Origin of the sequence: Sodaliphilus pleomorphus (genome assembly GCF_009676955.1) — a bacterium.
Lineage (GTDB): Bacteria > Bacteroidota > Bacteroidia > Bacteroidales > Muribaculaceae > Sodaliphilus > Sodaliphilus pleomorphus.
This window is the reverse complement of sequence record NZ_CP045696.1, coordinates 1,886,410-1,910,126: the sequence shown is the minus strand read 5'-3', so window position 1 is coordinate 1,910,126 and position 23,717 is coordinate 1,886,410. Positions and strand designations below refer to the sequence as shown.

Here is a 23,717-nt window from a genome sequence, read left to right as displayed (position 1 = left end):
TTAGGTAATGTGATTGAAAAAGTCTCGATCGGGTGTTGAGCAACCAAGGTCTCTTGGCCCTCTTGTGTTAAGTTTTAGACCGGGCGGCCTCGCTCAGCAGGTAGTGGCCTATTTTGCAATAGATGCACTTGCGGGCCTCGCAATACTCGCGCTTGAGTTCGATCAAGGCTTGCGAGGTGAGCGCGTCGGGGCTGTCGATGCCGGCATAGGTAAACTTGTCGACGATAGCGTTGCGCTCGCTCTTGAGGCTCTCGAGCAGGGCGATGGCCTTGTCGGCGAGCCGGCTCTCGCCGGTGATCTCGCCACAGGCGCAGTACAGGGGGGCCACGGTGTTGATGAGCACAATGTCGATCGAGTTGTCGCTCAGCGCCCTGCTGGGCCTTGCATTGGGCTTGCCAAAGCTGTAGTGATTGGCCCAGTAGCCGGTGAGCTCGACAGTGAACAGGTCTCTCAGCGCTTTCTCGCCATCGGCCTCGAGGAGCTTGCTCATGAGGCTGAAGCCGCCCTCGATGTAGTGGGCCAGCATGGCAATGCGGCGATAGGGGAAATTTTGCGGGCGTATACGGAACAACTTCCACGACTCTCGTTCCATGGGCTGCAGCTGGAACTTATTGGCCAGGAAGGCATACTCGCTGCACAGGTGCTGGTAGTAGCTGTCGGTGCCCTGTGCCGCGGCATCGAGCAGGCCCGCCTGCCCGAAGAGCAGAGCCTCGACTTGCAGCAGCGAGTCGCTGTGCTTGGCCAGCAGGCGCAAGGGCGTGCGGCGGGCCAGCCGCTCAAAGGCCTCGTTGTTGATGCCGAAGCCCAGGTTGCGCGCCAGGGTCACATAGCACACGTCTTCCCAACTGCCGTGGTAGAGCTCCAGCAGCTGGCCTATGCGTTCTACCTTGTTGTGCAGCCGCTCAAAGGCCAGCGCCTCGACCCACTCGGTGATGGTGAGGTGGGGCACCTGCCTGAGGCTGGCAGCGCAGGGTATCTCGTCGCGGGCGTTGACCAGCCTGTCGTAGCTCTGGTTGAACAGTGGCGAGACCTCGAGCACCACCTGGGGTATGCGCTCGCCGCTGGTGCGGTACACGGGGGCGTCGTCCTTGCCCACCACGTGCAGTATCACGCTGTCGTAGGCCTTGTCACGGTCGTGGCCGTGGCGTTTCCAGTCGGTGGCACGCACGTGCAGCTCCACGTTGCCGGCCCACAGGTGCCCGTCGATCTCGATCTTGGCGTTGAAGAAGTCGGGGCCCGCGTCGGTGTTGAGCAGTCCAGGGTCGATCACACGCACCTTGAGCCCGTCGTTGGTCACCATGTCGCTGTTGCGGTACAGGCGGTGCTGCCATATGTATTGCATGAGTTTTTCCACAATGCGAATTTAGTGATTTCTTGTTGCTCAGGCATGTGTTGAAGGCAATTTTTTTTCATGACTTCACTCTATTTTTATTACTTTTGTGCCATGACACGATATGCGCTCGCTCTTGCCTTGATGCTCCTGGCTGCTGTGACGGCGCAGGCACAGGACTATGTGTACGACGACCTGGCGGCCTCGCCGGCTGTCGACTCGATGCAGGCCGTGGCACGCCGCAACGCGGCGGTGGCAGGCAGCTGGCACTATGCCGGCCCGGCCGTGGAGCTGGCGGGGCGCAATGTGGTGTCGTCGCTGGGCAAGCCCATCGTGAAGGGCAAGGTGAAGCGCAGCTTGAAGAAAATATACCGCAAGCTGCACCTCTCGGGCAAGCAGGCAGCCTTGCGGCTCGATGCCCAGGGCAACTATGCCTTGTGGGTGCGCGGCATGGGCGACGTGGCCCGCGGGCGCTATGTGTACTCGCCCGCCCAGGGCTTGCTCACCCTGTACTGGCACCGCCTGCCTGTGACGTGCCACGTGAAAGCGGGCAAGCGCCTGGGGCTCACCATTGAGACCGACCACATGCTCCGGCTCCTGCAACTGGCCAGCTCGATTGTGCACAACAGGCACCTGGCCGACTTGGCCGCTCTGGCCCGCAACTACGACCACGTGAACCTGGGCGTTGAGCTCAAGCGCTGAGCCTCGGCACACCCCCACCCCTCACCGTTTCACCCACGAGACACTGCTCTGATAGAGACAATTGACAATCGCCTGAAAAAAAGCTTTGAACTTCCATGTTAAATACTTATTTTTGTTTTCTTAAAACAGCTAAAGACAATACAATGAGACATATCAAAACTGCGGCGACGAGATTTGCGCTGCGCGGCCTGTTGCTCGCAGCAACGATTGTGGCCGCCATCCCTTTTTGCAAAGGTGCAACAGGTTTTTACACCTATAGCTATGTGCCCGAAGCCAACCTCTACAAGGTGAGGCTCACCCCCGAATTCAGGGCTCAACTCGACAAGAGTACTGGCGGCCGCCTTGCCACATGGGCTACAGGCGACCCTGTGCCCGACTTTGACCACAGCTATACCGACGGCATGCACGGCAGTCTTGCTTTCTCGCTCGACTCGCTATTCTATGGCTTGGAAAACATGCAAGAGATCGACCTCACGAGCATGCACACCCACGACGTGACTGTGATGAGCAACCTGTTTTGGAATTGCCGCTCGATGCGCAAGGTGGACCTGTCCCATCTCGACACACGCCGGGTGACCTACATGAACCACATGTTCTACCTGTGCGAGTCGCTCACCGAGATTGACTTGAGCAGCTTCGACACCCGCCAGGTGACCGACATGAGCTACATGCTGTGTTGTTGCAGCGCCTTGCAGTCGCTGCAGCTGGGAAACGGCTTCAAGACACCGGCCGTCACCACCATGCGCAACATGCTGTGGGGCTGCCGATCACTCACGCACATCAATCTGTCGACACTCGACACCCATGCCGTAACCGACATGAGTGGCATGCTGGGCTACTGTGCCAGCTTGAGCAGCGCCAACTTGAGCAACTTCGACACCCGCCAGGTGACCAACATGAGCGAGATGCTGGCAGGATGCAGCCAGCTCAGCACGATCGACCTAAGCAGCTTTGACACCCGCCGGGTGACCGACATGAGCTACATGTTGAAAGGCTGCGCGTCGCTATCCACGCTCGACTTGAGCCAAATAGACACCCATGCGGTAATCAACATGTTTGAAATGCTTGAGGGCTGCAAGTCGCTCAAGCGTGTAAACCTCAATGGCTTTGACACCCGCCAGGTGGCCGACATGCGCTACATGATAGAAAATTGCGACTCGCTTCTTTTTCTCGACCTCAACAGCTTCACGCTGTGCGCCCCCCAGGAGCTGCGAGGCATGCTTGCAGGCACTTGCTCGGCCAGTGCCACTTCACAGCCCATGCCAGGCATTGCCGCCAACGCCGCACAGGCCAGTGTGCTCAACGACCCGGCTGTGACACAAATCAACCTGGCAGCGCTGCAGTTTGACTCGGTGAGTGCTGCCAATCGCGGTGCTTTCTATACCTATACCTACGATTCAGTAGCCGGCGTGTGTCATGTAGGACTTGCGCCAGGCTTCAAGGCGCAGCTCAATCGCGCAGCCGGGGGTTACTATACCGATGGCACCCTGCAGTGGCTCAACAACGACCCCTTGCCCGACTTCAACCACTACAGCGACGACGGCCAACATGAGCGCCGCAACTACTCGCTTGCCGGCTTGCTGGCAGGCCTCGACAAGATGGAAAAAGCCGACCTGTCGCAGATGCGCACAACTGGAGTGACCGACCTGAGCGCGATGCTGGAGATGTGCCACGCAGTCAAGAGCGTTGACTTTACGGGGTGGGAAACCGAGTCGGTGACCAATGTGCGCAACATGTTTGCGGGTTGCGTTTCGCTCAACGGGCTCAACCTCGGCCCGCTCAATTTGCCCGTGAGCGCCGACATGCGTGGCATGTTTAGCAACACCTGCACCGGCAACACGACCGCTGTGCCCTATGAGTGCCAAGCGGCGACTCAAGAACTGGCCAGGTTGTTCAACGACAGTTCGGTGACCGGCATCAACCTCTCATGCATGAGATTCAACGAGCAGTCGGCGGTCAACGACATCAAGGCATCGCCCCAATCGGCCGCTCCCATCTTCTACGACCTGCGAGGCGTGCGTGTTCCCAACCCTGAGCCTGGCCAGGTCTACATCACCTCCAGGGGCGAGAAGATCGTCTACAAGCAATAGGCTTTTGCCTCCCATGCAGGAGAGAAAGGGGCAAGGGTTGTGACAAAAACAGGCATGCCTGCAACTTCGGGAGGCATGCCTGTTGTGTAGACGCTGTTAAGAGCGCCAGGAGCTATTTTATCGTAAATTTCAAGGCAAAGCTTTCTTGAGGCATGCCGGCCGGGAGAGTGACCGAGACCTCTTGGCCCGAGACCTCATATTTCACGTCTTTGCCAGTGCTCACAACAGTCATTTTACCCACAGGCACATTACCCGTCCATGTAACGACACTGGGCAGCGTTGCATCGCTGGGGAGCGCATAAAAGGCATAGAGCGTGCGCAGGTCTTTGTTGGCGGTAAACCACACATTGCCGCTGTTGTATACGGGTGTGGGGCGTGTGTTGTAGATGGCTTCGCTGTTGGCCTTTACCCACTGCCCCACTTCCTTGAGGCGAACTACAGTGGCGTCGGTGATGAGGCCGCGCGGGTCGGGCCCAACGCCCAGCAGGAAATTGCCACCCTTGGCAATCACCTCGATGAGCGTGTTGACTATTGTAGCCCTCGACTTCAAGTAAATATCATTGTTACGCGACCAGGGCCACATGCTGGAGAGCTTGGCCACATACTCCCAAGCGTAGGGCAGCTGCTTGTCGGGGAGGGTGTTTTCCCACGTCTTGTAGTCCTCGTTGTGGCCGGCAGTGCGATCGATGCACAACAGGCCTTTCTGGGTTGTTGCCCTAAAGCTGGTGACTAAACTGTCGAGGTTGAAGACACTGCCTTTGACCCAACCGCCATCGAGCCATAGCAAGTCGATGTTGCCATAATTGTGGGTGAGCTCGTGCAGCTGGTTTTGAGTGTAGCGCTTGAAATTTTGCCACCAGTCGGCATGCTGAATGGTGTCGTAGTTCACATACCGGTCGGGGGTGGCGTAATACGGGTTCCAAAACCACTGGCAGTGCCAGTCGGGCTTAGAGAAGTAGCAGCCCACCATGAAGCCATGATTGCGGAAGGCGTCAAGTACAAACCGGGTGACGTCGGCGCTGTCGTTGCTTGCAAACGGGCCGTTGGTGATCTTGTAATCAGTCTCCTTGGTGTCGAACATGCAGAAGCCGTCATGGTGCTTGGTAGAGAAGATCATGTATCTCATGCCGGCATCTTCCATTGCAGTTGCCCACTGGTCGGGGTTGAATTGCGTGGGATTCAACTTCTCGCTCAGCCCGAAGTACCAACTCTTGTATTCGTCATACTTTGAGCCTGCAGGGCGGGTGTCGATCCACCTCTCTGAGCACAGGTTCCACGACTCGGGGATGCCTTGCGTGGTGTAGACGCCCCAATGAAACAGCACGCCAAATTTCAAGTCTTTCCATCTTTCGAGCTTGGCGAGCACATTGCTGTCGGCAATGGCGTTGTTGGTGCCTGAGGCTTCACGGGGCGCCATGGATTTCTGGGCGTGCACCGTAGTTGCGACAGTAACAACCAACAGGGCCGACAGAACCATGTGGGTAAAAAATGATGGTTTCATGCTTTTTTGATATTTTAAATTCATACTTTGCCAGCTTGTCATGGCACATAGACAACATTTAATTTCTATAACATTGCAAATGTAGGCATAAATAATGAAACATCCATGCTGCAGCATGCTCTTTCTTGATGTGCGGGCACAGTGTTTTGTACATTGCCACAACACGAGCACGGCTGCCCGGGGGGCGAAGCTCCCGGGCAGCCGTGAAAAATCGTTGCGCACGCGCGAGCGAGACGCTCTACAGCTCCAAGTCGATGTTGAACTGCTCATGCCAGGGCAGGCCGCTCTTGGCCACCTGCTCAAGGAACGGGTCGGGGTCAAACTCCTCCACATTGTGCACGCCGGGTTTCTTCCACAAGCCCTTGAGCAGCATCATGGCACCCGTCATGGCAGGCACGCCAGTGGTGTAGCTCACGGCTTGCATGCCCGTCTCCTCATAGGCGGCATGATGGTCGCAGTTGTTGTAGATGTAGTAGGTGAGCGGCTTGCCGTCGCGGCCAGTGCCGGCAATGCGGCATCCTATCGAGGTCTTGCCCGTGTAGTCCTTGCCCAGGTCCTGCGGGTTGGGCAGCACGGCCTTGAGAAACTGCAGCGGCACGATGGGCTGACCGTTGTACATCACCGGGTCGATGCGGGCCATGCCTATGTCTTGTATCACACGCAGGTGGGTGAGGTACTCCTGCCCGAAGGTCATCCAGAAGCGGGCACGCTTGAGGCTGGGATAGTTCTTGGTGAGCGACTCGAGCTCCTCGTGATACATCAGGTAGCTCTCGCGCGGCCCTATCTCGGGATAGGTGAGCGGGCGGTGTATCTCGAGGGCGCCGGTCGTGACCCACTTGCCGTCCTGGTAGTAGCGGCCGGGCTGCGTGATCTCGCGTATGTTGATCTCGGGGTTGAAGTTGGTGGCAAAGGCCTTGCCGTGGTTGCCGGCATTGCAGTCCACAATGTCGAGGGTGTGCATGTGCCCGAAGTGGTGCTTGGCGGCATAGGCCGTGTACACGCCGCTCACGCCCGGGTCGAAGCCGCAACCCAGAATGGCTGTGAGGCCGGCCTGTTCAAACTTGTCGCGATAGGCCCACTGCCAGCTGTACTCGAAGTGTGCCACGTCTTTGGGCTCATAGTTGGCCGTGTCGAGATAGTCGACACCGCACTCGAGGCAGGCATCCATGATGGTGAGGTCCTGGTAGGGCAAGGCCAGGTTGATGACCAGCTGTGGCTTGTGCCGCTTGAGCAGGGCCACAAGCTGCGGCACCTCGTCGGCGTCGACCTGGTCGGTGGTGATATTGCTCACACCCAGGCGGCTCTTGATGGAGGCAGCCACCTTGTCGCATTTCTCCTTGTGGCGCGAGGCAATCACAATCTCGTTGAACACATCGGGATTCTGGGCGCACTTGAAGGCGCACACGGTGCCCACGCCACCGCAACCAATGATAAGTACTTTGTTCATGTGCTGTATTGTTGTGTTAAATTGTTTTTTTCCTGAGTTCTACTCTTGTGCAAAGATAATGAAATAAAGCGGTATCACGAAAAATTTCATTTTATGACAAAAAAAACATTATAATTCAAGAAAAGTTGTATCTTTGCACAAAACACCCCCGTGTGGCAACAATATGAAACAAAACACGGCAAAGCACATTCACATTTATCAATCATATCAAACTTTTATCGCTTATGAAAAAAATTGCTACCCTGTTTATCACATCGCTCTTGTGCATGGCAGCGCAGGCCCAAGGCTTAGGTCCCGCTCATGCCCGAGTCAACGGCACCCCGTTCAAGAAGCAGGCCGTCACGCTCGGCCAGCTGCAAGAACGCGGCCTCGTGCGCAAGGCCGCCCGCAAGGCCACCGACGAGAAACCCATCACCGCAGCTCCCGAGGGTCGGCTGCTCGACAACATGTATGTCAACTCCAACAGCTTCGGCCTGGGCTGGGGCTCGGCCTACACTCAGGTGGTCGACGGCGGCCTGGGCGGCGTGGTCGAGGGCAAAGACGGCTACGTCTATGTGAAAGGCCCCATCTCGCAAGCCTATGTGTGGTCCCTGGGCACCCCCTGGGTCAAGTGCAAGAAACTTGCGGCCGACACCATCGAGATGATCACCCCGCAAATCTATGCCATCGATGCCGGCGACCCCTACTATGTGCAACGCATGACCTATGACCAGGCAGGCGACACCTATGTGGTCGACTCGACCAAGAGCGGCATCAAGTTTACCTGGAAAAACGACACCCTGCGTCAGGTCGACGACTGCCTGGTGGGCTTTGCCGACGCCACCGGCAGCTGGTTCTACATGGGCGACTACAGCATCGTCTACACCGTGAACCCCGACAAGCCAGTCAGCATCAACAAAGACCAGACCCAGGGCATCGACACCTCGCTTGTGAAGGTGACCCACATTGCCAGCCCTGAGAAGCTCGACTCCACGACCACGACCATGGTCAACGCCTATGCCGTGGTCGATGTCGATGACGAGATGGTAGGAAACACCATCTATGTCGACCACCTCGAAGACGGCCTGCCCAACGCCCTGATCAAGATCAACGCCAACGCCTCGACCATGAACCTCGAGGTGCCATCGGGCCAGTATCTGGGTGTCGACGAGAACTACAACTCCCACATCTACGCCCTCACGGGCAACGCCTATGTCGACAGCGCAGGCACCACCAAGTATTTCAACTACAACAAGACCAGCAAGCTCACCCTCAACTTCTCGGCCGAGGGCGACAGCATCTTTGCGCCCTACCCTGCCTCGCTCATCATCAACTGCGGCCGCAACAACCTCTACATCGTGAAGGAATATGTAGCCCCACTCATGGAGGAGGTCAACGACGAGCCCATGACGCCGGCCAACCCTGTGTTCTCGATCGACGATGTGACCCGCTCCACCCGCTTCGACGTGCTCAAGTTCACCATCCCCACGGTCGATGTCGACGGCGATGACCTGAACACCAACAACCTGTACTACTGCATCTACTACAACGACTCGGTCTACACCTTCACGCCCGCCCTCTACACCGGCCTGAAGACCGACATGAGCGAGATACCCTACGGTTTCAGCGACAGCAACTACGACATCTTCTTGAGCGGCGGCCAGCACACCATCTACTTCTACGACAAGAACTGGACCAAGCTGGGCGTGCAGAGCATATACCGCGGCGGCGGCCAGGAGCGCAAGTCGGCCGTCGTGTGGGTCGACTCCACCACCGGCATCGAGAGCGTGACTGGCGCAGCCCGCACCGTCAAGCGCGTGAGCTACTACGACCTGCAGGGGCGCCAGGTGAGCAGCCAGGCCACAGGCCTCGTGATCGAGCGCATCGACTACACCGATGGCAGCAACACCACAAGCAAGGTCGTGAAATAAAACAACCCGTTGTGCCCTATTGCACATGTGCATCAAGGCAGAGCGCTGCGGCAGCAGCGCCCTGCCTTTTTTCATGGGCCGAAGCGGTTAAGAGCCTATTGCTCAATCCAATTCCACCAATTGCCGTAGGTTGAAAAAATTTTTGAATTTACAATAGAAATACATACCTTTGTAACAGTATACCCCAATAATAACCAAAACCATCAATCGCATGAAAAAAATCATCACCTTAGCGACGCTCGCTGCAATCGCAGCGACAGCGTGGGCAGCCGAAAGTGCAATGTTCAACTTTGCCCAAAACGGCGCCGCCCTTCTCGGCCTCACCGCGCCATCGTCGAGCAGTAGCAACGCCGGCGACATCACTGCCACCAAGACGGCCACGGTCGACGGCGTCACCTTCACAGTGAGCCCCAGCACCACCAACATGACCAACCGCCTCTACAGCGACTACTACGGCAACGTGCAGCTGCGCGTGTACAGCGGCACCATCACCATCGCCGCCCCCGCGGGCAAGAGCGTGACAGGCGTCACCTTCTACAACAGCAAGTGGACCGAGCCCGAGGCCAGCAGCGGCACCTTCACGGGCAACAAGTGGGCAGGCAGTGCCAGCCCGGTAGTCTACACCGTGGGCGCCCAAATGCGGCTCGACTCGGTGCTGGTGACCTATGGCGAGGGCGGAGGCACCCAGCCCGACACCACCGCAACCGGCGTGACGCTGGCCACCCTGAAGATGCTGCGCGACACCATTGCCGACGGCACCCAGTTCACCTTCACCGGCGAGGCCATCGTGTGCTACCAGTGGGGCGAGTACCTGTATTTGCGCTGCTACGACCCGAGCGACCACTACGGCTACAGCGCGCTGGTGCATGGCAACGTGGGCCTCGGCTACAAGCAGGGCGACATCGTGCCCGCCGGCTGGAAGGGCACCAAGACCACCACCATGGGCATGTGCGAGATCATCGAGCCCACAGGCTTCACGGCAGCGACACAGCAAGCCGACAGCACCGACTCGGCCCCCTTCGACATGAGCGGCTACCTGGGCGTCTTCATCGACGCGCCACAAGGCTATGAGGGCGACTACGACTACTTCAAGAATGTGACTGTGAGCAGCGCCGACAGCAAGGGCAACTTCACCATCACCGAGCACGGCGTGAACGCCGACATGCAGGAGGGCACTTTCACCATGCCCTGCTACAACAAGTTTGGCATCGACCTGCCCACCGACACCACCCAGCACTACAGCGTCGAGGGCGTGCTCCACATCTACAACAACAAGGCGCAATTCCAGCCCACCAAGTTCACGGCCTACGACTGGTCGACCCGCCTGTGGAAGGTGTGGTACCAGGGCCAGGACAGCACCCGCTACCAGCTGGCCGACACCCTCTATGTCATCCCAACCCCCGCAGCCATCGAGCCCGAGGTCGCCAGCAAGAACCTGGTGTACTTGACCGACAACGCTACCATGGTGCTCATCGACCTCTATGCCGACTGGGGCTACACCTGGTGGCAAGCGTGGGATCCCGACTTCATCGCCATCGACTGCGGCAGCGACACCCAGCTCTACAACAAGCTGAGCGCCATGAAGGCCATCGCACCGCGCAGTGTCGAGGGCACGCTCTACAGCAACCTCACCAACCCGCGCCTCGTGCTCGACAAGGCCCCCCAAGAGCTGGCCGGCGTCGAGATGCCCGACATTGCCTACATGCACTATAACCTGGCCGCCCCCGACTCGCTCAACGCCAACGGCAACCAGGTGGCCTGGATCAAGGGCTTCTACAAGAAAGATGCCCAGGGCGCCGAGTATCTCGTGGGCTACAACCAGGACGGCAGCCTCTTCCAGCAAGTGAGGCTCGATCGCCGCTACCTGGGCAGCACCGCCGTCTTCACCGAGGGCAAGGAGTATAACATGCGAGCCGTCTTCAAGCAGCTCGAGCCTTGGGAGCAGCCCTCAGGCGTCGGCGCCCCGGCCCTCACCACCGCCGCCACTCCGCGCCAACGCACGGCACCAGCCATGATGCCTGCCCGCATCGCCCGCAAGATGCCCACCAACGACCCGCACTGGTATCAAAACTACATCGCCTGCCCCGTCGAGGTCGAGGCAATGACCGGCGTCGACGGCGTGCTCAGCGCCAAGACGGTGAAGCGCGTGACCTACTACGACCTGCAGGGACGCCAGGTGAGCAGCCAGGCCACAGGCCTCGTGATCAAGCGCATCGACTACACCGACGGCACCACACAGGCCGCCAAGCTCATCAAGTGACCCCCCCAAAAAAAAGCCTAAGAGCTTCAACCCCGTAGCACCAATGGGGCTGTGCCTGTTCCGGCCCAGCCCCATTGCTGTAAACAACCATAATAAAATCACACAAAGTCTCGTTTTTACATGCAGAAACTTACCCAATACAATCAATTGCAATGAAAGAATTAGATCAGGCCTCAGGCTTAAACATAAAATCGATGATTGGAGAAATTGCCACGCTGTTTAATGCGGGGAAGGGCACGAACTTCATTTATAATATTACGTTTCCCAGCAATACCCATTTCGACATGGAAGCGTTTAACAAGGAGACCTACAACGCCAAAGAGGGCAAAATCACAGCGCGCATCTTCAGGCTGGAAAACGAATATGGCGCCACGATTAAGTTCAGCGGAGTGCAGTCGCCTAAATTTTATCAAAACCTGCTGATGATCGACATGGGCATGCCCACGGTGATGGGCGAAATGCTGCTTGCCAAATACCGGCACAAGCTGAACACGGTGAGGCGGTGTGTGGAGAAATTGAACGAAACCAATCCGCTGCATTTCAACCTGAGCCATGGGCAGCCTTTCTATGAATCTAAGATCATGCGGTTTCTGCAAGCATGTGCCATGGGCATGACTACGGAAGACGCATGGACAGGCGTCTACGATGCCATCGAGTGCAAAGCCAAAGCTAATGCGCCAGGAGCTTGCTATCACATCTATGAGCAAAACAGGTTTTTGAATTATCTGCTCGATTCCACCTATTTTGAGCAACCTGCAACAAACGAAGACGCCAGCCACCCTGGGCACGTGAGACCAAGTGCCAAGAAAGATTTCAACTATGGCTGGGTGTATGTAGAAGGCGGGCAATACTGGCTGAAGCTGAACCTGCAAGTGCGCATGAGAGACCTGAGCGCAAAGTGACAACGAGCGCTGTTTTCAAAAAATTGCTAATTCTGCGATTGGTTGTCTCACAACCAGCAATTCCACACATTGCTCCCACGATGATGTGATTGAGCAGCTTCACGCATGATGAAAAGAAAAAAAAACGCCACGGCATTTTGACTTGGATTCTTAACACAGAGCCCACAAAACATTACAAACAATAACACATAACAGGTGGTTTTTTTTCAATTTGAAAGTACAGTTATAATAATAGGAATCAACGAGTTAAACAAAAAGGCACGAAGGGCTAAAGATTTTTGGGTAATAACTTGTAATTTTGAAAGCAAAGTTGCAATTTTGCATAGATAAATCTTAACAAACCATCCAAAAATGAAACCTCTAAAGCTAAACAGCAGCTCCTTGTGCCAGCTCGGCGCCTCCCTGTTGAAAACACTAAGAGCGCAAGTTGCCACCAAGAAGTTCTGGTTCGACCTGGTCGTCATGACCGCGGGCATGTTTGTTGCCTCGTGCTCGGTATATTTCTTTCTCATTCCCAGTCACCTCATCGTGGGCTCGATCACCGGCTTGTCGCTCGTGATTGCCAAGTTTGTGCCCTTCCTGTCGGTGGGCACCATGATATTTATCATCAACGCCATCTTGCTGCTGCTTGCATTTGTGCTCATCGGCAACGAGTTTGGGGCCAAGACGGTGTACACGGCCCTCATTCTGGGCCCCATGATCGACTTTCTGGGGGCAGTGTGCCCCATCAAGGAGTCGCTCTTTGCTGTCACGATACAGGGCACGGGGCAGGTGATCGCCAACCCGTGGTTCGACCTGCTGTGCTTTGTGCTGGTGCTGAGCGTGTCGCAGTCGATACTGTTCAGCATCAACGCCTCGACGGGCGGGCTCGACATCCTGGCCAAGATCATCAACAAGTATTGCCACGTGAGCCTGGGCACGTCGGTCACGATAGGGGGCGGGGCCATATGCTGCTCGGCCTTCTTGATCAACGACGTGAGCCTGGTCATCATGGGCCTGGTGGGCACGTGGATCAACGGCCTGGTGGTAAACTACTTCATGGCAAGCATCAACTCGCGCATACGCGTGTATATCATCACCGACGACTACAAGAAGATCGTAGACTTTGTAATCAACACCATCAATCGCGGCTGCACCCTGCACGAGGTGACGGGCGGCTACAAGGGCCAGAAGCACGTGCAGCTCGAGATCGTGCTCTCGGAAGACGACTTCTCGCGCCTGATCGACTTCATGCACAAGGAGCACATCGAGTCGTTTATGACCAGCGACCAGGTGAGCGCCGTGTATGGGCTGTGGAACAAAAAGAGTCTGCTCTCACTCTCACAACACTAAGCCATGCGACGACACCTTGCTACACTCATTGCCGCCGCCGCGGTGCTGCTGTGCCCGGCGGTCATGCAAGCCGGCGACGAGCCGGCGTGGGACATCGACGCCCGCCTCGAGGCCCGGGGCGACTACCGCCTCGACCAGGTCGACGGCCAGCGCGACCGCGGCACCAGCGGCCTCAAGTGCACCATTGCCGACCTCTATGTGCGGGGCACCCTGGCCCGGCGCTTGAGCTACAAGTATCGCCAGCGCTTCAACGGACTTGACCGCAGCAAGTGGGTCGACCAAACCGACTGGCTCTACCTGGCCTGCCGCTTGAGCCCCAACTGGGAGGTGATGGCCGGCAAGTGGGCCGTGCTGGTGGGGTGCTGGGAGTTTGACCCCGCGCCCATCGACATCATGCAAGTCTCGGAGTTTGCCTATCAGTTTCCCTGCTACCAGTGGGGCGGCTATGTGCAGTGGAACTCCACGAGCAAGGCCGACCAGGTGTATCTGCAGGTGGTGCGCAGCCCCTTTGCCCACGCCTATCACCACGCCACGGGCAGCGACAAGGCCATGTGGGGCGGGTGCCTCATGTGGTACGGCCACCACGGCCCGGTACACACCTCGTGGTCGGCCAACCTCTATGAGTACCGGCCCGGGCACTACATCAACTATGTGTGTCTGGGCACCACTGTCGACATCACGCCGCAGGCCAGCATCAACCTCGACGTGGCCAACCGCTCGACAGGCCACCACCGCTACTTGATGAAGGACTACTCGGTGATGGGCCGTGTCGACTACCAGCCCTCGCCCTACTTGAAGGCCTGGGGCAAGGTCACCTACGACAACAACCACTCGGGCCGCGAGGGCGACATGGCCGTGGCCACGGGCACCGACCTCACCAGCGTGGGTGCCGGCGTCGAGGTGTTTCCGCTCAAGAACGAGAGCGTGCGCCTGCACGTGAACTACCGCTACTCGTGGGGGCGCAACGGCGCTCCCAGCCCGGTGATGCGCGACAAGGAGCACATGCTCGACGTGGGCGTGTCGTGGAAACTTGAGTTGTTCTAAATGTGATCCTGTCAGGTCCCGACTGGCCAGCACATTTCAAGCACAACACACAACCAGCCGAGACGGCTTTGGCCCTCATTCCCAATTGGGCATCAGGGCGTTGCCAGGGTGTCACATTTCGTCATGTGACGCGCGGGCGGCAGCATTATACCTTTGCATCGTCAATACCGACACACAACACACACAATCAAAAATCACATTATGGAAAACACACAACCCAAAAGCGAGCAAGCGCCTCGCCAAGCGACCCAAGAGCCCCAGCCGGCGACCCCGTGCCATGACGCCGAGCAAGCCATAGGCCGCTTGGGGCTCGACCGCGACGTGGCCAGCCGCGTCATGGAAATCATCGACGAGCAAGTGAAAAACGCCGACACCGCTGGCTACCGGCGCGGGCGCAACGAGAAAATCGAACTGCTCACCCGCCCCCTCGACCCCGTGACCGAGGCCGAACTCGAAAGCGACGCCCCGTCGCCGCACTTCCCGCGCTACACGCGCCGCAGCGTGTGGGACTCCTGAAAGAGCTGCAGGCAACCCGCACCCACTCAGTTACAAAACTTTAAATCAACCACAACACACACACAACGATTATGAAAAACAAAATTCTCGAGAAACTGCGCTGGATAAAGCAAAACAGCAAGCTCATCATCATCCTGCTAGTCACCCTGTTCTTGCTGCTCATTTCCTGCAAGAAGAGCCACGGCCAGTCGCCCATGGTGGCCATGGCCCTGATCACGGGCGTGGCAGGCGGCAAGCATGTAGTCGACGGGCCGCTCACCACCGACCTCGCCCGAGCCGGCTCGCCCGAGCTGCTGCTCAACGAGATCGACCGGCAAATTGTGAAAATACGCCCCATGGCCACGCCCATCGACCAGCTCTCGCGCTGCGCCGGCAGCAAGCACGCCGGTTCGATGGTCGTCGACTACTACAACGTCGACACCAAGGCCACCAGCGCAACCGTGACCAGGACCTACACCGAGCCCTCCACCACCGAGGCGGCGGCCACCACCGATGCCGTGAAGGTGAAGCTGAGCACAAGCGACGACGAGATATTCGACGTGAGCGACACCATACTGGTGAAAGGCGTGTTTGGCTACGAGCCCGACGGCGTGACCGAGAGCAAGCACGACCTGGTGCTCTATGTGGTGTCGAAGACCGACGAGGGCGCCATCACGGTGATGGCCGTCAACGGCAAGAAAATAGGCGACGCCCAGGGCTGTGTGCCCTCGATCGAGGCAGGCACCGCACTCGTGCGCATGGGTCGCGCCGCCAGCGAGCTCGACGTGCAGTCGCCGCAATTTGAGGCACTGCCCCGCAAGGCGCAAAACTACTGCCAGATCTTCAAGATGCAGGTCGAGCAGAGCACCCTGCAGAAGCTGTCAAGCAAAGAGGTGGACTGGAGCATGACCGACCAGGAGGAGGCCGCCATCTACGACATGCGCCTGGGCATGGAGAAGTCGTTCCTCTTCGGGGTGAAACGCAAGCTGTGGGACCCGGCCAAGAAAGAAAACATCATGCTCACTGGCGGCGTGTGGTTTCAGGCCGGCAAGCAGTTTAACTACGGCGAAAACGCCCTCAACCAGGACGGCATCGTCGACCTCATGCGCGAGGCCTTCACCGGCAACGCCGGCAGCAAGCGCAAGGTGCTCATAGGCGGCAGCGGCCTCATCAGCCGCCTCAACAAGATGGACTACAGCAAGGTGGTGACCGCCGGCGACAACGTGGTGAAGTGGGGCATCGACTTCTCGCAGTTGCGCAGCAAGTTTGGCACCCTCTATGTGATGCTGAGCGAGATCTTCGACGAGGTCGACATGCCCGACAACGGCATCGTCATCGACCCCGACTACTTGCAGAAGTACAGCCACATCCCCTTCTCGAGCGAGAGTCTCGACTTGAAGAAGAGCGGCCGCCGCAACGTCGATGCCCTGGTGCTCACCGAGGCCAGCTGCCTGGTGCTGCGCTATCCCAAGGCCCACATGCGTGTGGTGATGCAATAATCGCACATCTACCTTCATTTTCTTTCTATAACCCAGCCATGAAAAGCAGCAAGGCTGCCCGGGAGCGCGATGCCCCCGGGCAGTCATTGTCATGCTGGGACGTTGAGCCTCATGTGCTGAAAAATTTCTCACCCCCCACCGATGCGGCGTGACAACACCCAGCCGGCGCCGCAGGTCTCCTGGTCCTCGACGTCGCCGCGACAGCGAGAGCGCACAGTGGCGGTCATGCCCAATGTTCAATCGCGCGTGGGCGCAATCTCGGCAATGCACTCAATCTCAACCCGTGCATTCTTGGGCAGGGTCTTGATGGCAATGGCCGAACGGGCAGGGAAAGGCTGGGAGAAGAAGGTGGAATACACCTCGTTCATGCCGGCAAAGTCGTCCATGTCGGCAAGAAACACAGTGGTCTTCACCACGTGGGCCATGTCGGTCCCGGCCGCCCTGAGGATGTGGGCCATGTTGGTGAGACTCTGGCGTGTGAGCTCCTTGATGCCGCCCTGGGCAAAACTGCCGGTTGCAGGATCGATGGGCAGCTGCCCGCTCACAAAGACTAAATTGCCCGTCACGATGGCCTGGCTGTAGGGGCCGATGGCTGCCGGTGCGCTGGTGGTGCTGGTTGCTTTCATAGTTGGTGATTGTTTATAACGATAAATAGTTTTAAGTGAATGTTGCTTCAAAGTTAACGATTTTGCGCGACACTGCACCCTGCATCCCCAAGTTTTTTTCACCCAACCCTCCACCTGGCACAAAACCAAGGCACAATCGCTGCCAAGGCCATGATGCGTTTTCAACAATTTTTCCTTATATTTGCACTGGTGACACGATATTGCTACATATGGTCGGCCATAGTCACGCTGCTCATAGCGGCAACAGCTACTACTGCGAGAGCCGCAAGGCTCTTCCACACAAAGTGGGCCGAAGAGTCGTCGGCCCTCTTGCTGAGGAAAGGCAAAGAGTACCTATTTGAGCGGCGCATGCCCGACAGCGCACTGGTGTGCTACACCATTGTAGCCAACAGGTGGAGCTCAAGCCTTCCTCAAGCCGAGAAGCGTGCTTGCCTCGATGGCTTCTTGGGCAAGTGGCAGGTCTACTTCCTCACCTACAACGACTATAGGGAGGCCTTCTACAGTCTCTACTCGGCCATGGACATTGCCAAAGACATGGGCAAGGAAGTGCCCATGATATATTACAACTTCGGCACCATGTATATGGACCTCTCGATACAGACCCGCGACAGCGTGTCGAGAGACCGAGCTGTGAGTTTTTTCAAAAAGGCATTTGCCCTGGCCTGCCGCCAGCACAACGATCACATTATTGATCACAGCTTTATCAACCTGTCAATAATAGCCTTCAACATCAACAGGCCTGGCATTATTGCCAGGCAGTGGGAGTTTATTCAGAAGCTGCCTTGCACGACCAAGCGGTCTTTCCGTTACTGCTCGCGCCTGCTCTACCACGCGCTCGCGGCACAAAATGAGGGGGAGCACCAATTGGCGATTGCCAAGTACAGAGAAATCATCATGCTGCTCGATGACAATTTCACCAACTCTCGCATGCGCTACATGTCCTACTTGGGCATGGCCAACGTGTACTATGGGGAAAAGGACTATGCCAAGGCGCTGCAGTGTCTCGAGGAGCCCGAGAGGATAGCCGTAAAATATGGCATGAACGATGCCCGGCTGCAGGTTTACAACAATTATGCCACGATTTACACCAACCTCAACGACAAGAAAAAAGCCGAGCACTACCGCATCAGGTATTACGACTTGAAAGACACCATTCTTAACTACCAGCAGACACGCTCGGAGGGCGAGATGCGCTTTGGCTATGAGCTCGAGAAAAGCCAAGACCAAATCAGAGCCATGAAAGAGCGACACCGGGTACAGACGATGATCACGCTCGTGGCAGTGCTTGTCGTTGCCATTGTCGTGTTTTTCCTGTTTTTGCTTTTCAACAAGAACCGGCAGTTGCGGCGTAAAAACATGGTGCTTTATCGTCGGGCACGTGGCCTCGTCGACCATGACAACTCAGGCGAGGAGCTCGATGATGAGATCACCCTGGCAAGCGACGACAGTGACGGCACACCGGCGGCCACAAAACACGACGACAACGAGCACAAAGCCTGCTCCATGAGCAACGAGGAAATGCAAGACTTGGGCAAACGCATCAAGACGGTAATGGACGATACTGCCACCATATGCTTGCCCGATTTTACAGCCAAACGCCTTGCAGAACTTGTCAGTGCCAAGCAACGCGACGTGTCAACAGTGATCAAGGTGATGCACCGCAGCAACTTCAGCCGGTTGCTCAACGAGTATCGCATCAAGGAAGCCATCAGGCGCATGAGTCAAGAATCCAAATACGGCAATCTCACTATCGAGGGCCTTGCCAACAGCGTGGGCATCAAGTCGCGCACCACATTTATTGCATCGTTCAAACGTGTGACCGGGCTCACTCCGTCGGAATACATCAAGATTGAGAAATCGGATAAAAACAGGTGATTTTTTGTTCATTTTTTATATCTTGAACACGTTGCCACTTTATTTTTGTTACATGTTCATAGCGGTTGCTCTAACTTTGTGACAGAATTTTTTTGTTTCACAACCCAAAATCACAACTTATGAATCATAAACTACTTTCTGCAATTATTGCAGTCACTGTAGCCTCGGGCCTGGCGATAGGTCAAGGCGAGTTTCTGCAGTCAAGACCAGTCGACCGTGTCCAGCACGGGCCAGGCAGCACGGCAGTTCAGTCGGGCACAGCCGTAGCCGGCAACTGGAGCAGTCTGGGCAAGTTGCTCAACAAGGGCGATTCCAAGGCTCCATCTCTGGCCGAAGCAAGCGCCACCATGCTCTATGGCATTGTCGTCGACAACAACAAAGGCAAGACAATCCCTCATGGCATGTACAAGTTTCCTGCCAGCTCAACGTCAACATTCACTGCAGTGAAGACAGGCGAGGGCTTTGGAAACTTCGGCACCTACGGCGACGGCAAGTACTATACCATGGTCTACGATGTCAGCACCGACACCAAGAGTCACTGGTACACCTACGATGCCAGCACCTGGCAAATCGAGAGTGTAGTCGACAAGGGAAGGTCAAATCCCGAACTGTGCAACGGCATGGCCTTCGACCCCCTTACCGAGAAAGTATATGGCATCGTCAACACCTCGACGGGGCGATGGGAGAGCTACAATCTGGTAGTCTTCAATACCGACGATTGGAGCTACAAGTCGATAGCACCCACGACATCGATGTTTGCACTCGCTTTTGACAACAAAGGCAATCTCTATGGCGTTGATGACTCGGGCAATTTCAGCAAGATTGACGTAAAAACAGGAGAGGCAACAACCATAAAAAATGTGGGCTTCACTCCAGCATTTGCCCAGTCGGCTGCTTTCGATGCAGTCAACAACCGGTATTTGTGGGCGTCGTTCCACATTGACGAATCCTCGTCGTCGTTGTTGTCGATACTTTACTCAATCGACCCAGCTACGGGCAAAATGACCTTAATCAAGAAGTTTTCATCTCCCATCGAGATCACAGGCATGTTTATCAAGAACCCCCTTGCCGCCGACAAGGCCCCGGCTGCCATGCCAGCAGCCAGCCTGGCCTATGACAACCCTGGTTCGCTTTCATGCACCATCAGCTATACCGCTCCTTCCAAGGCCTACGACGGCAGCACCCTGGCTGGCAATGTCGACGTGCTGCTCATGGCTGGCGACGACACTATAGCCACACAAAGCGTTGCTCCGGGCGCAAATGGATCATTTCACTACACCTTCCCGGCTCGCGGTCGCTACACCATCGCAGCACGGGCCGTGAACGATGCAGGACGCGGCCCCCGCACACTCATCAAGACCTATGCCGGCAAAGACGATCCTGCTGCATCGACGGGTGCCACGCTCACCATCGACGACAGCAATCAAGCCACAGTTGCCTGGACTGCCCCCACACAGAGCGTGCATGGCGGTTATCTCGACGCCGAGAACCTCAAGTATGACGTGTATCGATTCCCCGATTCGGTGCTGGTTGCCCACAACATCGGTTCCACCACACATAGTGAGAACGTGGGCTCGGTGATGAACAACTACAGCTACAAGATCATTGCCAAGGTAGATGACAACGAGGGCAAGCCCGCATGGACCAATGCCGTGGTGCACGGCCAGCCCTTCACCCCACCCTACGAGGAATACTTCTCCAACGCTTACAACTTCCCGTTGTGGACAGTGATCGATGCCAACGGCGATGGCAATACTTTCCATTACATTGGAGAATCACAACAAGATGGCTACATTCAAAACAGCGAGGGGGGCGACGACTGGGCAATAAGCCCTGCCATCATGCTCGACAACCAACACGTCTATAAATTGAGCTATGCCCTGATGCCTTCGTTTTTCAATCCGCAGACGTTTACCGTGACCTGCGGCACGAGCAACACTGCAACTGCCCAAGGCCAAGTGATCGAGCAACTTAAAGACTACACAGGTTCGGTACCATTCCAAAATCATGTCGATTACTTCATTCCCGAGGCATCGGGCAAGAACCACATTGGATTCCACACGGTGAGTGAGCAAGCGCTGTGCAATCTCGACTCGATACGCCTCTACGAGTTTGCTGCCACCGCCGGTCCCGACTCGGTAACCCAACTTTCAGCCACGTCAACAGGCAGCGAGCTTAAAGTCAAGCTCTCGATGGTCACGCCCACCAAGACTATAGCCGGGGCTTCAATATCATCGCTTGGCTTGAAGATTTATCGCGACACCGTGCTCATCAAGACCGACGACAACGTGAAAGCCGGCACCCAATACACCTTTACCGACGACGCCGCCAAGGCGGGCAACAACGTGTATACCATAGTGCCGTTCAACAATGCCGGAGACGGCTGGCGCACTGAAGTGACACGCTACGCCGGCTACGACATTCCCGGCGCTGTGTCACATCTCAAAGCTGTGTGGACAAGCGACAGCAACACAGTGCGGCTCACTTGGGCAGCACCCACTACGGGCTTGCACGGCGGCGCTATCGACCTTTCAAAGCTCACCTATACAATTACCACCGGCGATTACGACTGGGACGAGAAAGAAGTCGACAGCGGCGTGCTGGAGACCACCTACGACGCCGACCTGACAGGCAACGTGAGCACCACGTCGGGCGAGTGGAAAACCCTCAAGGTCAAGGCTGTGAACGAGCAAGGCACGTCGGCCCTCACATCGACAACGATCCCAATGGGCAAGCCCTATGCGGCACCCTGGACCATGACCTGGGCCTGGCAGAGAGAAGACCTCGGCAAATGGAAAGACGAGGTGCTTGTCGACAACGACCTGGGCAATTGCTGGTACTTCGACGATGGCTCTTTCGACGAAACTGTGCAGCCCTACGACAACGACCGCGGCGACCTGCTCTTCTGCAACCGCTACTCGGTGCTCGATGTTGAGGCCAAGTGCCGCTTCAAGAGCCCCGTGATTGACATCACAGCACTCAGCAATCCAGTGCTCTCCTTCTACATGTATCAAAACACCAAGCTGCCCGACGACGTGTGGCTCATCGTAGAAGGCACCACCAACGGCAGCGACTACGTTGCCATGAGCGACACAATACGTGCCAATGCCAACGACGGCTGGACCCTGGTGCGCGTGCCGCTCACCAAGCTCAAGGGATTGAAGCGAGTGGGACTTTCGTTACTTGGGCACTCCGACCTGGGCAAGAGTCACTACTACTTCATCGATCAGGTGAAGCTGGAAGACTATCTCAACAACGACCTCCAAGCCGTGAGCATCAAGCCCTCGACGACTGTGGCCAAGGCAGGCAGGGAAATAGAACTCAAAGCCCAGGTCACCAACCGCGGCTTGAACACAGCCAGCGGCTACAAGGTGGCACTGTATTGCAACGACAAGGAAGTGGAAAATGTGACTGGCACCGAGTTGAAGACCGAGCAGAGCTTTGAACATGTGTTTAAGAAGACCTTCAACACCGATGAGTGCGGCCAGAACTACAACTTCAAAGTGGTGGTGACAGCTGCCGGCGACGAAAACGCCCTCAACGACACGACGCCGGTCGCCACAGTCTTTGCACAACGCAACTCGGCACTGCCTGCCCCCACCGGGTTGCAGGCCAGCGAGCAGTCAAATGCAATCGAGCTCACCTTCAACGCGCCCAACACTGGCAACGGCCAGCTGCCGGTGACCGATAGCTTTGAAGATTATCAGCCTCTTGCAGTTGATGGCATAGGCGACTGGAAAGTATATGACGCCGACGGGCAGAACACTCTTGCCCCCAATGGTGTAAACGACTATGCCGGAGAGTACAAGCCCAATGCCTACCAAGTGTTTAATCCTACCCTGCTGGGCTTGACCGACGACATGTGGAAAGCCAAGAGTGGCAACCAGTACTTGATTTCGTTTGGCGGCGACGGCTACTACCCAAGTTCTCCCTACAATCAACAGACACCTCTTGCCGACAACTGGCTGATTTCTCCACTTGTGAAAGGCGGCACCGAAGTAAGTTTCTTTACCATGCACATGAAGGCCGATGACGCCAGCGCACATGTTGAGCTGCTTGCCTCGAAATCGGGAAACAACATCGACGACTTCAGCCTTGTGAGAGCCGATTCGCTCGACGGAGCCGACTGGGCACAACACACCTTCACCTTGCCTGCCGATGCCAAGTATTTTGCAATTCGCTTTGTGGCTACAGGCCAAGCCGTGATGATGCTCGACGATGTGCAATACACTCGCGATGCCAGCAACCTCAAGATAGAGGGCTACAATGTGTATCGCAACAATGAGATAGTGGGGAGGACCTCGACTACCGCCTATAGCGACGAGTCGGCTCCCGCAGGGTCGCTCACCTACACGGTGACCGCGCTCTACAACGAGGGCGAGTCGGGCCACTCCAACGTGGCTGTTGTAGAGCCTACAGGCCTTGAGAGCGTGAATGCCGCTATCAATGGTGTGAAAATCGTGGGAGGCAACCAGTGTGTCATCATCATGGGCGCAGTGGGCAGAACAGTCGACGTGTACACTGTGGCAGGCACACAGGCATTTGCCAAGGCAAATTGCGCTTCACGCGAGACTGTGAACCTGTCGACCGGCGTGTATATCGTCAAGGTCGACGGTTACACCGCTGCAAAGGTCTATGTGAGATAGCACCGGCTGTGCACAAAGTGGGCACCGCCCTCTCTTGCGGTGCCCGCTTCTCCAGCCA

Annotated in this window: 15 protein-coding genes; 11 read left to right on the top strand and 4 right to left on the bottom strand. The window is 56.7% G+C overall.

Annotation, left to right across the window (positions count from 1 at the left end; genetic code table 11):
- Positions 1–67: 67 nt before the first annotated feature.
- Positions 68–1,342, bottom strand: coding sequence for a DUF2851 family protein (locus GF423_RS07610; RefSeq protein ID WP_154538256.1), 1,275 nt, complete (start codon positions 1,340–1,342; stop codon positions 68–70).
- A gap of 102 nt (positions 1,343–1,444) precedes the next feature.
- On the opposite strand from GF423_RS07610, the gene GF423_RS07605 reads away from it, so the two are divergent.
- On the top strand, positions 1,445–2,032 hold the full coding sequence (locus GF423_RS07605; protein WP_206113164.1) for a lipocalin-like domain-containing protein: 588 nt from the start codon (positions 1,445–1,447) through the stop codon (positions 2,030–2,032).
- A 143-nt stretch (positions 2,033–2,175) separates the two neighbouring features.
- Complete coding sequence (locus tag GF423_RS07600; RefSeq protein WP_206113163.1) at positions 2,176–4,122, top strand: BspA family leucine-rich repeat surface protein; 1,947 nt, start codon at positions 2,176–2,178, stop codon at positions 4,120–4,122.
- 112 nt (positions 4,123–4,234) lie between these two features.
- Here the strand turns inward: GF423_RS07600 and GF423_RS07595 are convergent, their stop codons facing one another.
- Positions 4,235–5,623, bottom strand: coding sequence for an alpha-L-fucosidase (locus tag GF423_RS07595; RefSeq protein ID WP_235911690.1), 1,389 nt, complete (start codon positions 5,621–5,623; stop codon positions 4,235–4,237).
- Between the two features lie 238 nt (positions 5,624–5,861).
- Positions 5,862–7,070: a saccharopine dehydrogenase family protein gene (locus tag GF423_RS07590; protein WP_154327777.1), complete on the bottom strand. Its 1,209-nt coding sequence runs from the start codon at positions 7,068–7,070 to the stop codon at positions 5,862–5,864.
- Between the two features lie 224 nt (positions 7,071–7,294).
- Here GF423_RS07590 and GF423_RS07585 point away from each other — a divergent pair, with 224 nt between their 5' ends.
- The 7 genes from GF423_RS07585 to GF423_RS07555 all read left to right on the top strand — a co-directional run bounded on the left by GF423_RS07585 (position 7,295) and on the right by GF423_RS07555 (position 16,512).
- A complete protein-coding gene (locus GF423_RS07585) occupies positions 7,295–8,980 on the top strand; it encodes a hypothetical protein (protein WP_154327776.1) in 1,686 nt (561 codons plus the stop codon).
- 211 nt (positions 8,981–9,191) lie between these two features.
- Positions 9,192–11,240 carry a hypothetical protein gene (locus tag GF423_RS07580; protein WP_154327775.1) on the top strand — a complete coding sequence of 683 codons (2,049 nt, stop codon included), beginning with the start codon at positions 9,192–9,194 and terminating at the stop codon, positions 11,238–11,240.
- Positions 11,241–11,392: 152 nt separating this feature from the next.
- Positions 11,393–12,142 (top strand): HpaII family restriction endonuclease, encoded by a 750-nt coding sequence (locus GF423_RS07575; RefSeq protein WP_154327774.1) that lies wholly within the window; start codon positions 11,393–11,395, stop codon positions 12,140–12,142.
- Positions 12,143–12,493: 351 nt separating this feature from the next.
- Positions 12,494–13,474, top strand: a complete 981-nt coding sequence (locus GF423_RS07570; protein WP_154327773.1) for a YitT family protein — start codon at positions 12,494–12,496, stop codon at positions 13,472–13,474.
- 3 nt (positions 13,475–13,477) lie between these two features.
- Positions 13,478–14,518 (top strand): outer membrane protein, encoded by a 1,041-nt coding sequence (locus GF423_RS07565; protein ID WP_154327772.1) that lies wholly within the window; start codon positions 13,478–13,480, stop codon positions 14,516–14,518.
- A gap of 201 nt (positions 14,519–14,719) precedes the next feature.
- Positions 14,720–15,034: a hypothetical protein gene (locus GF423_RS07560; RefSeq protein ID WP_154327771.1), complete on the top strand. Its 315-nt coding sequence runs from the start codon at positions 14,720–14,722 to the stop codon at positions 15,032–15,034.
- 71 nt (positions 15,035–15,105) lie between these two features.
- The gene (locus GF423_RS07555) at positions 15,106–16,512 is read left to right on the top strand and encodes an SU10 major capsid protein (RefSeq protein WP_154327770.1); all 1,407 of its coding nucleotides are present in this window, start codon (positions 15,106–15,108) and stop codon (positions 16,510–16,512) included.
- Between the two features lie 236 nt (positions 16,513–16,748).
- Here the strand turns inward: GF423_RS07555 and GF423_RS07550 are convergent, their stop codons facing one another.
- Complete coding sequence (locus tag GF423_RS07550; protein WP_154327769.1) at positions 16,749–17,138, bottom strand: RidA family protein; 390 nt, start codon at positions 17,136–17,138, stop codon at positions 16,749–16,751.
- Positions 17,139–17,288: 150 nt separating this feature from the next.
- Here GF423_RS07550 and GF423_RS07545 point away from each other — a divergent pair, with 150 nt between their 5' ends.
- Together GF423_RS07545 and GF423_RS07540 are read left to right on the top strand one after the other, a co-directional pair.
- Positions 17,289–19,013 (top strand): helix-turn-helix domain-containing protein, encoded by a 1,725-nt coding sequence (locus GF423_RS07545; protein WP_154327768.1) that lies wholly within the window; start codon positions 17,289–17,291, stop codon positions 19,011–19,013.
- Positions 19,014–19,132: 119 nt separating this feature from the next.
- Positions 19,133–23,659, top strand: a complete 4,527-nt coding sequence (locus GF423_RS07540) for a DUF6383 domain-containing protein (protein ID WP_154327767.1) — start codon at positions 19,133–19,135, stop codon at positions 23,657–23,659.
- The last annotated feature ends 58 nt before the right edge of the window (positions 23,660–23,717 follow it).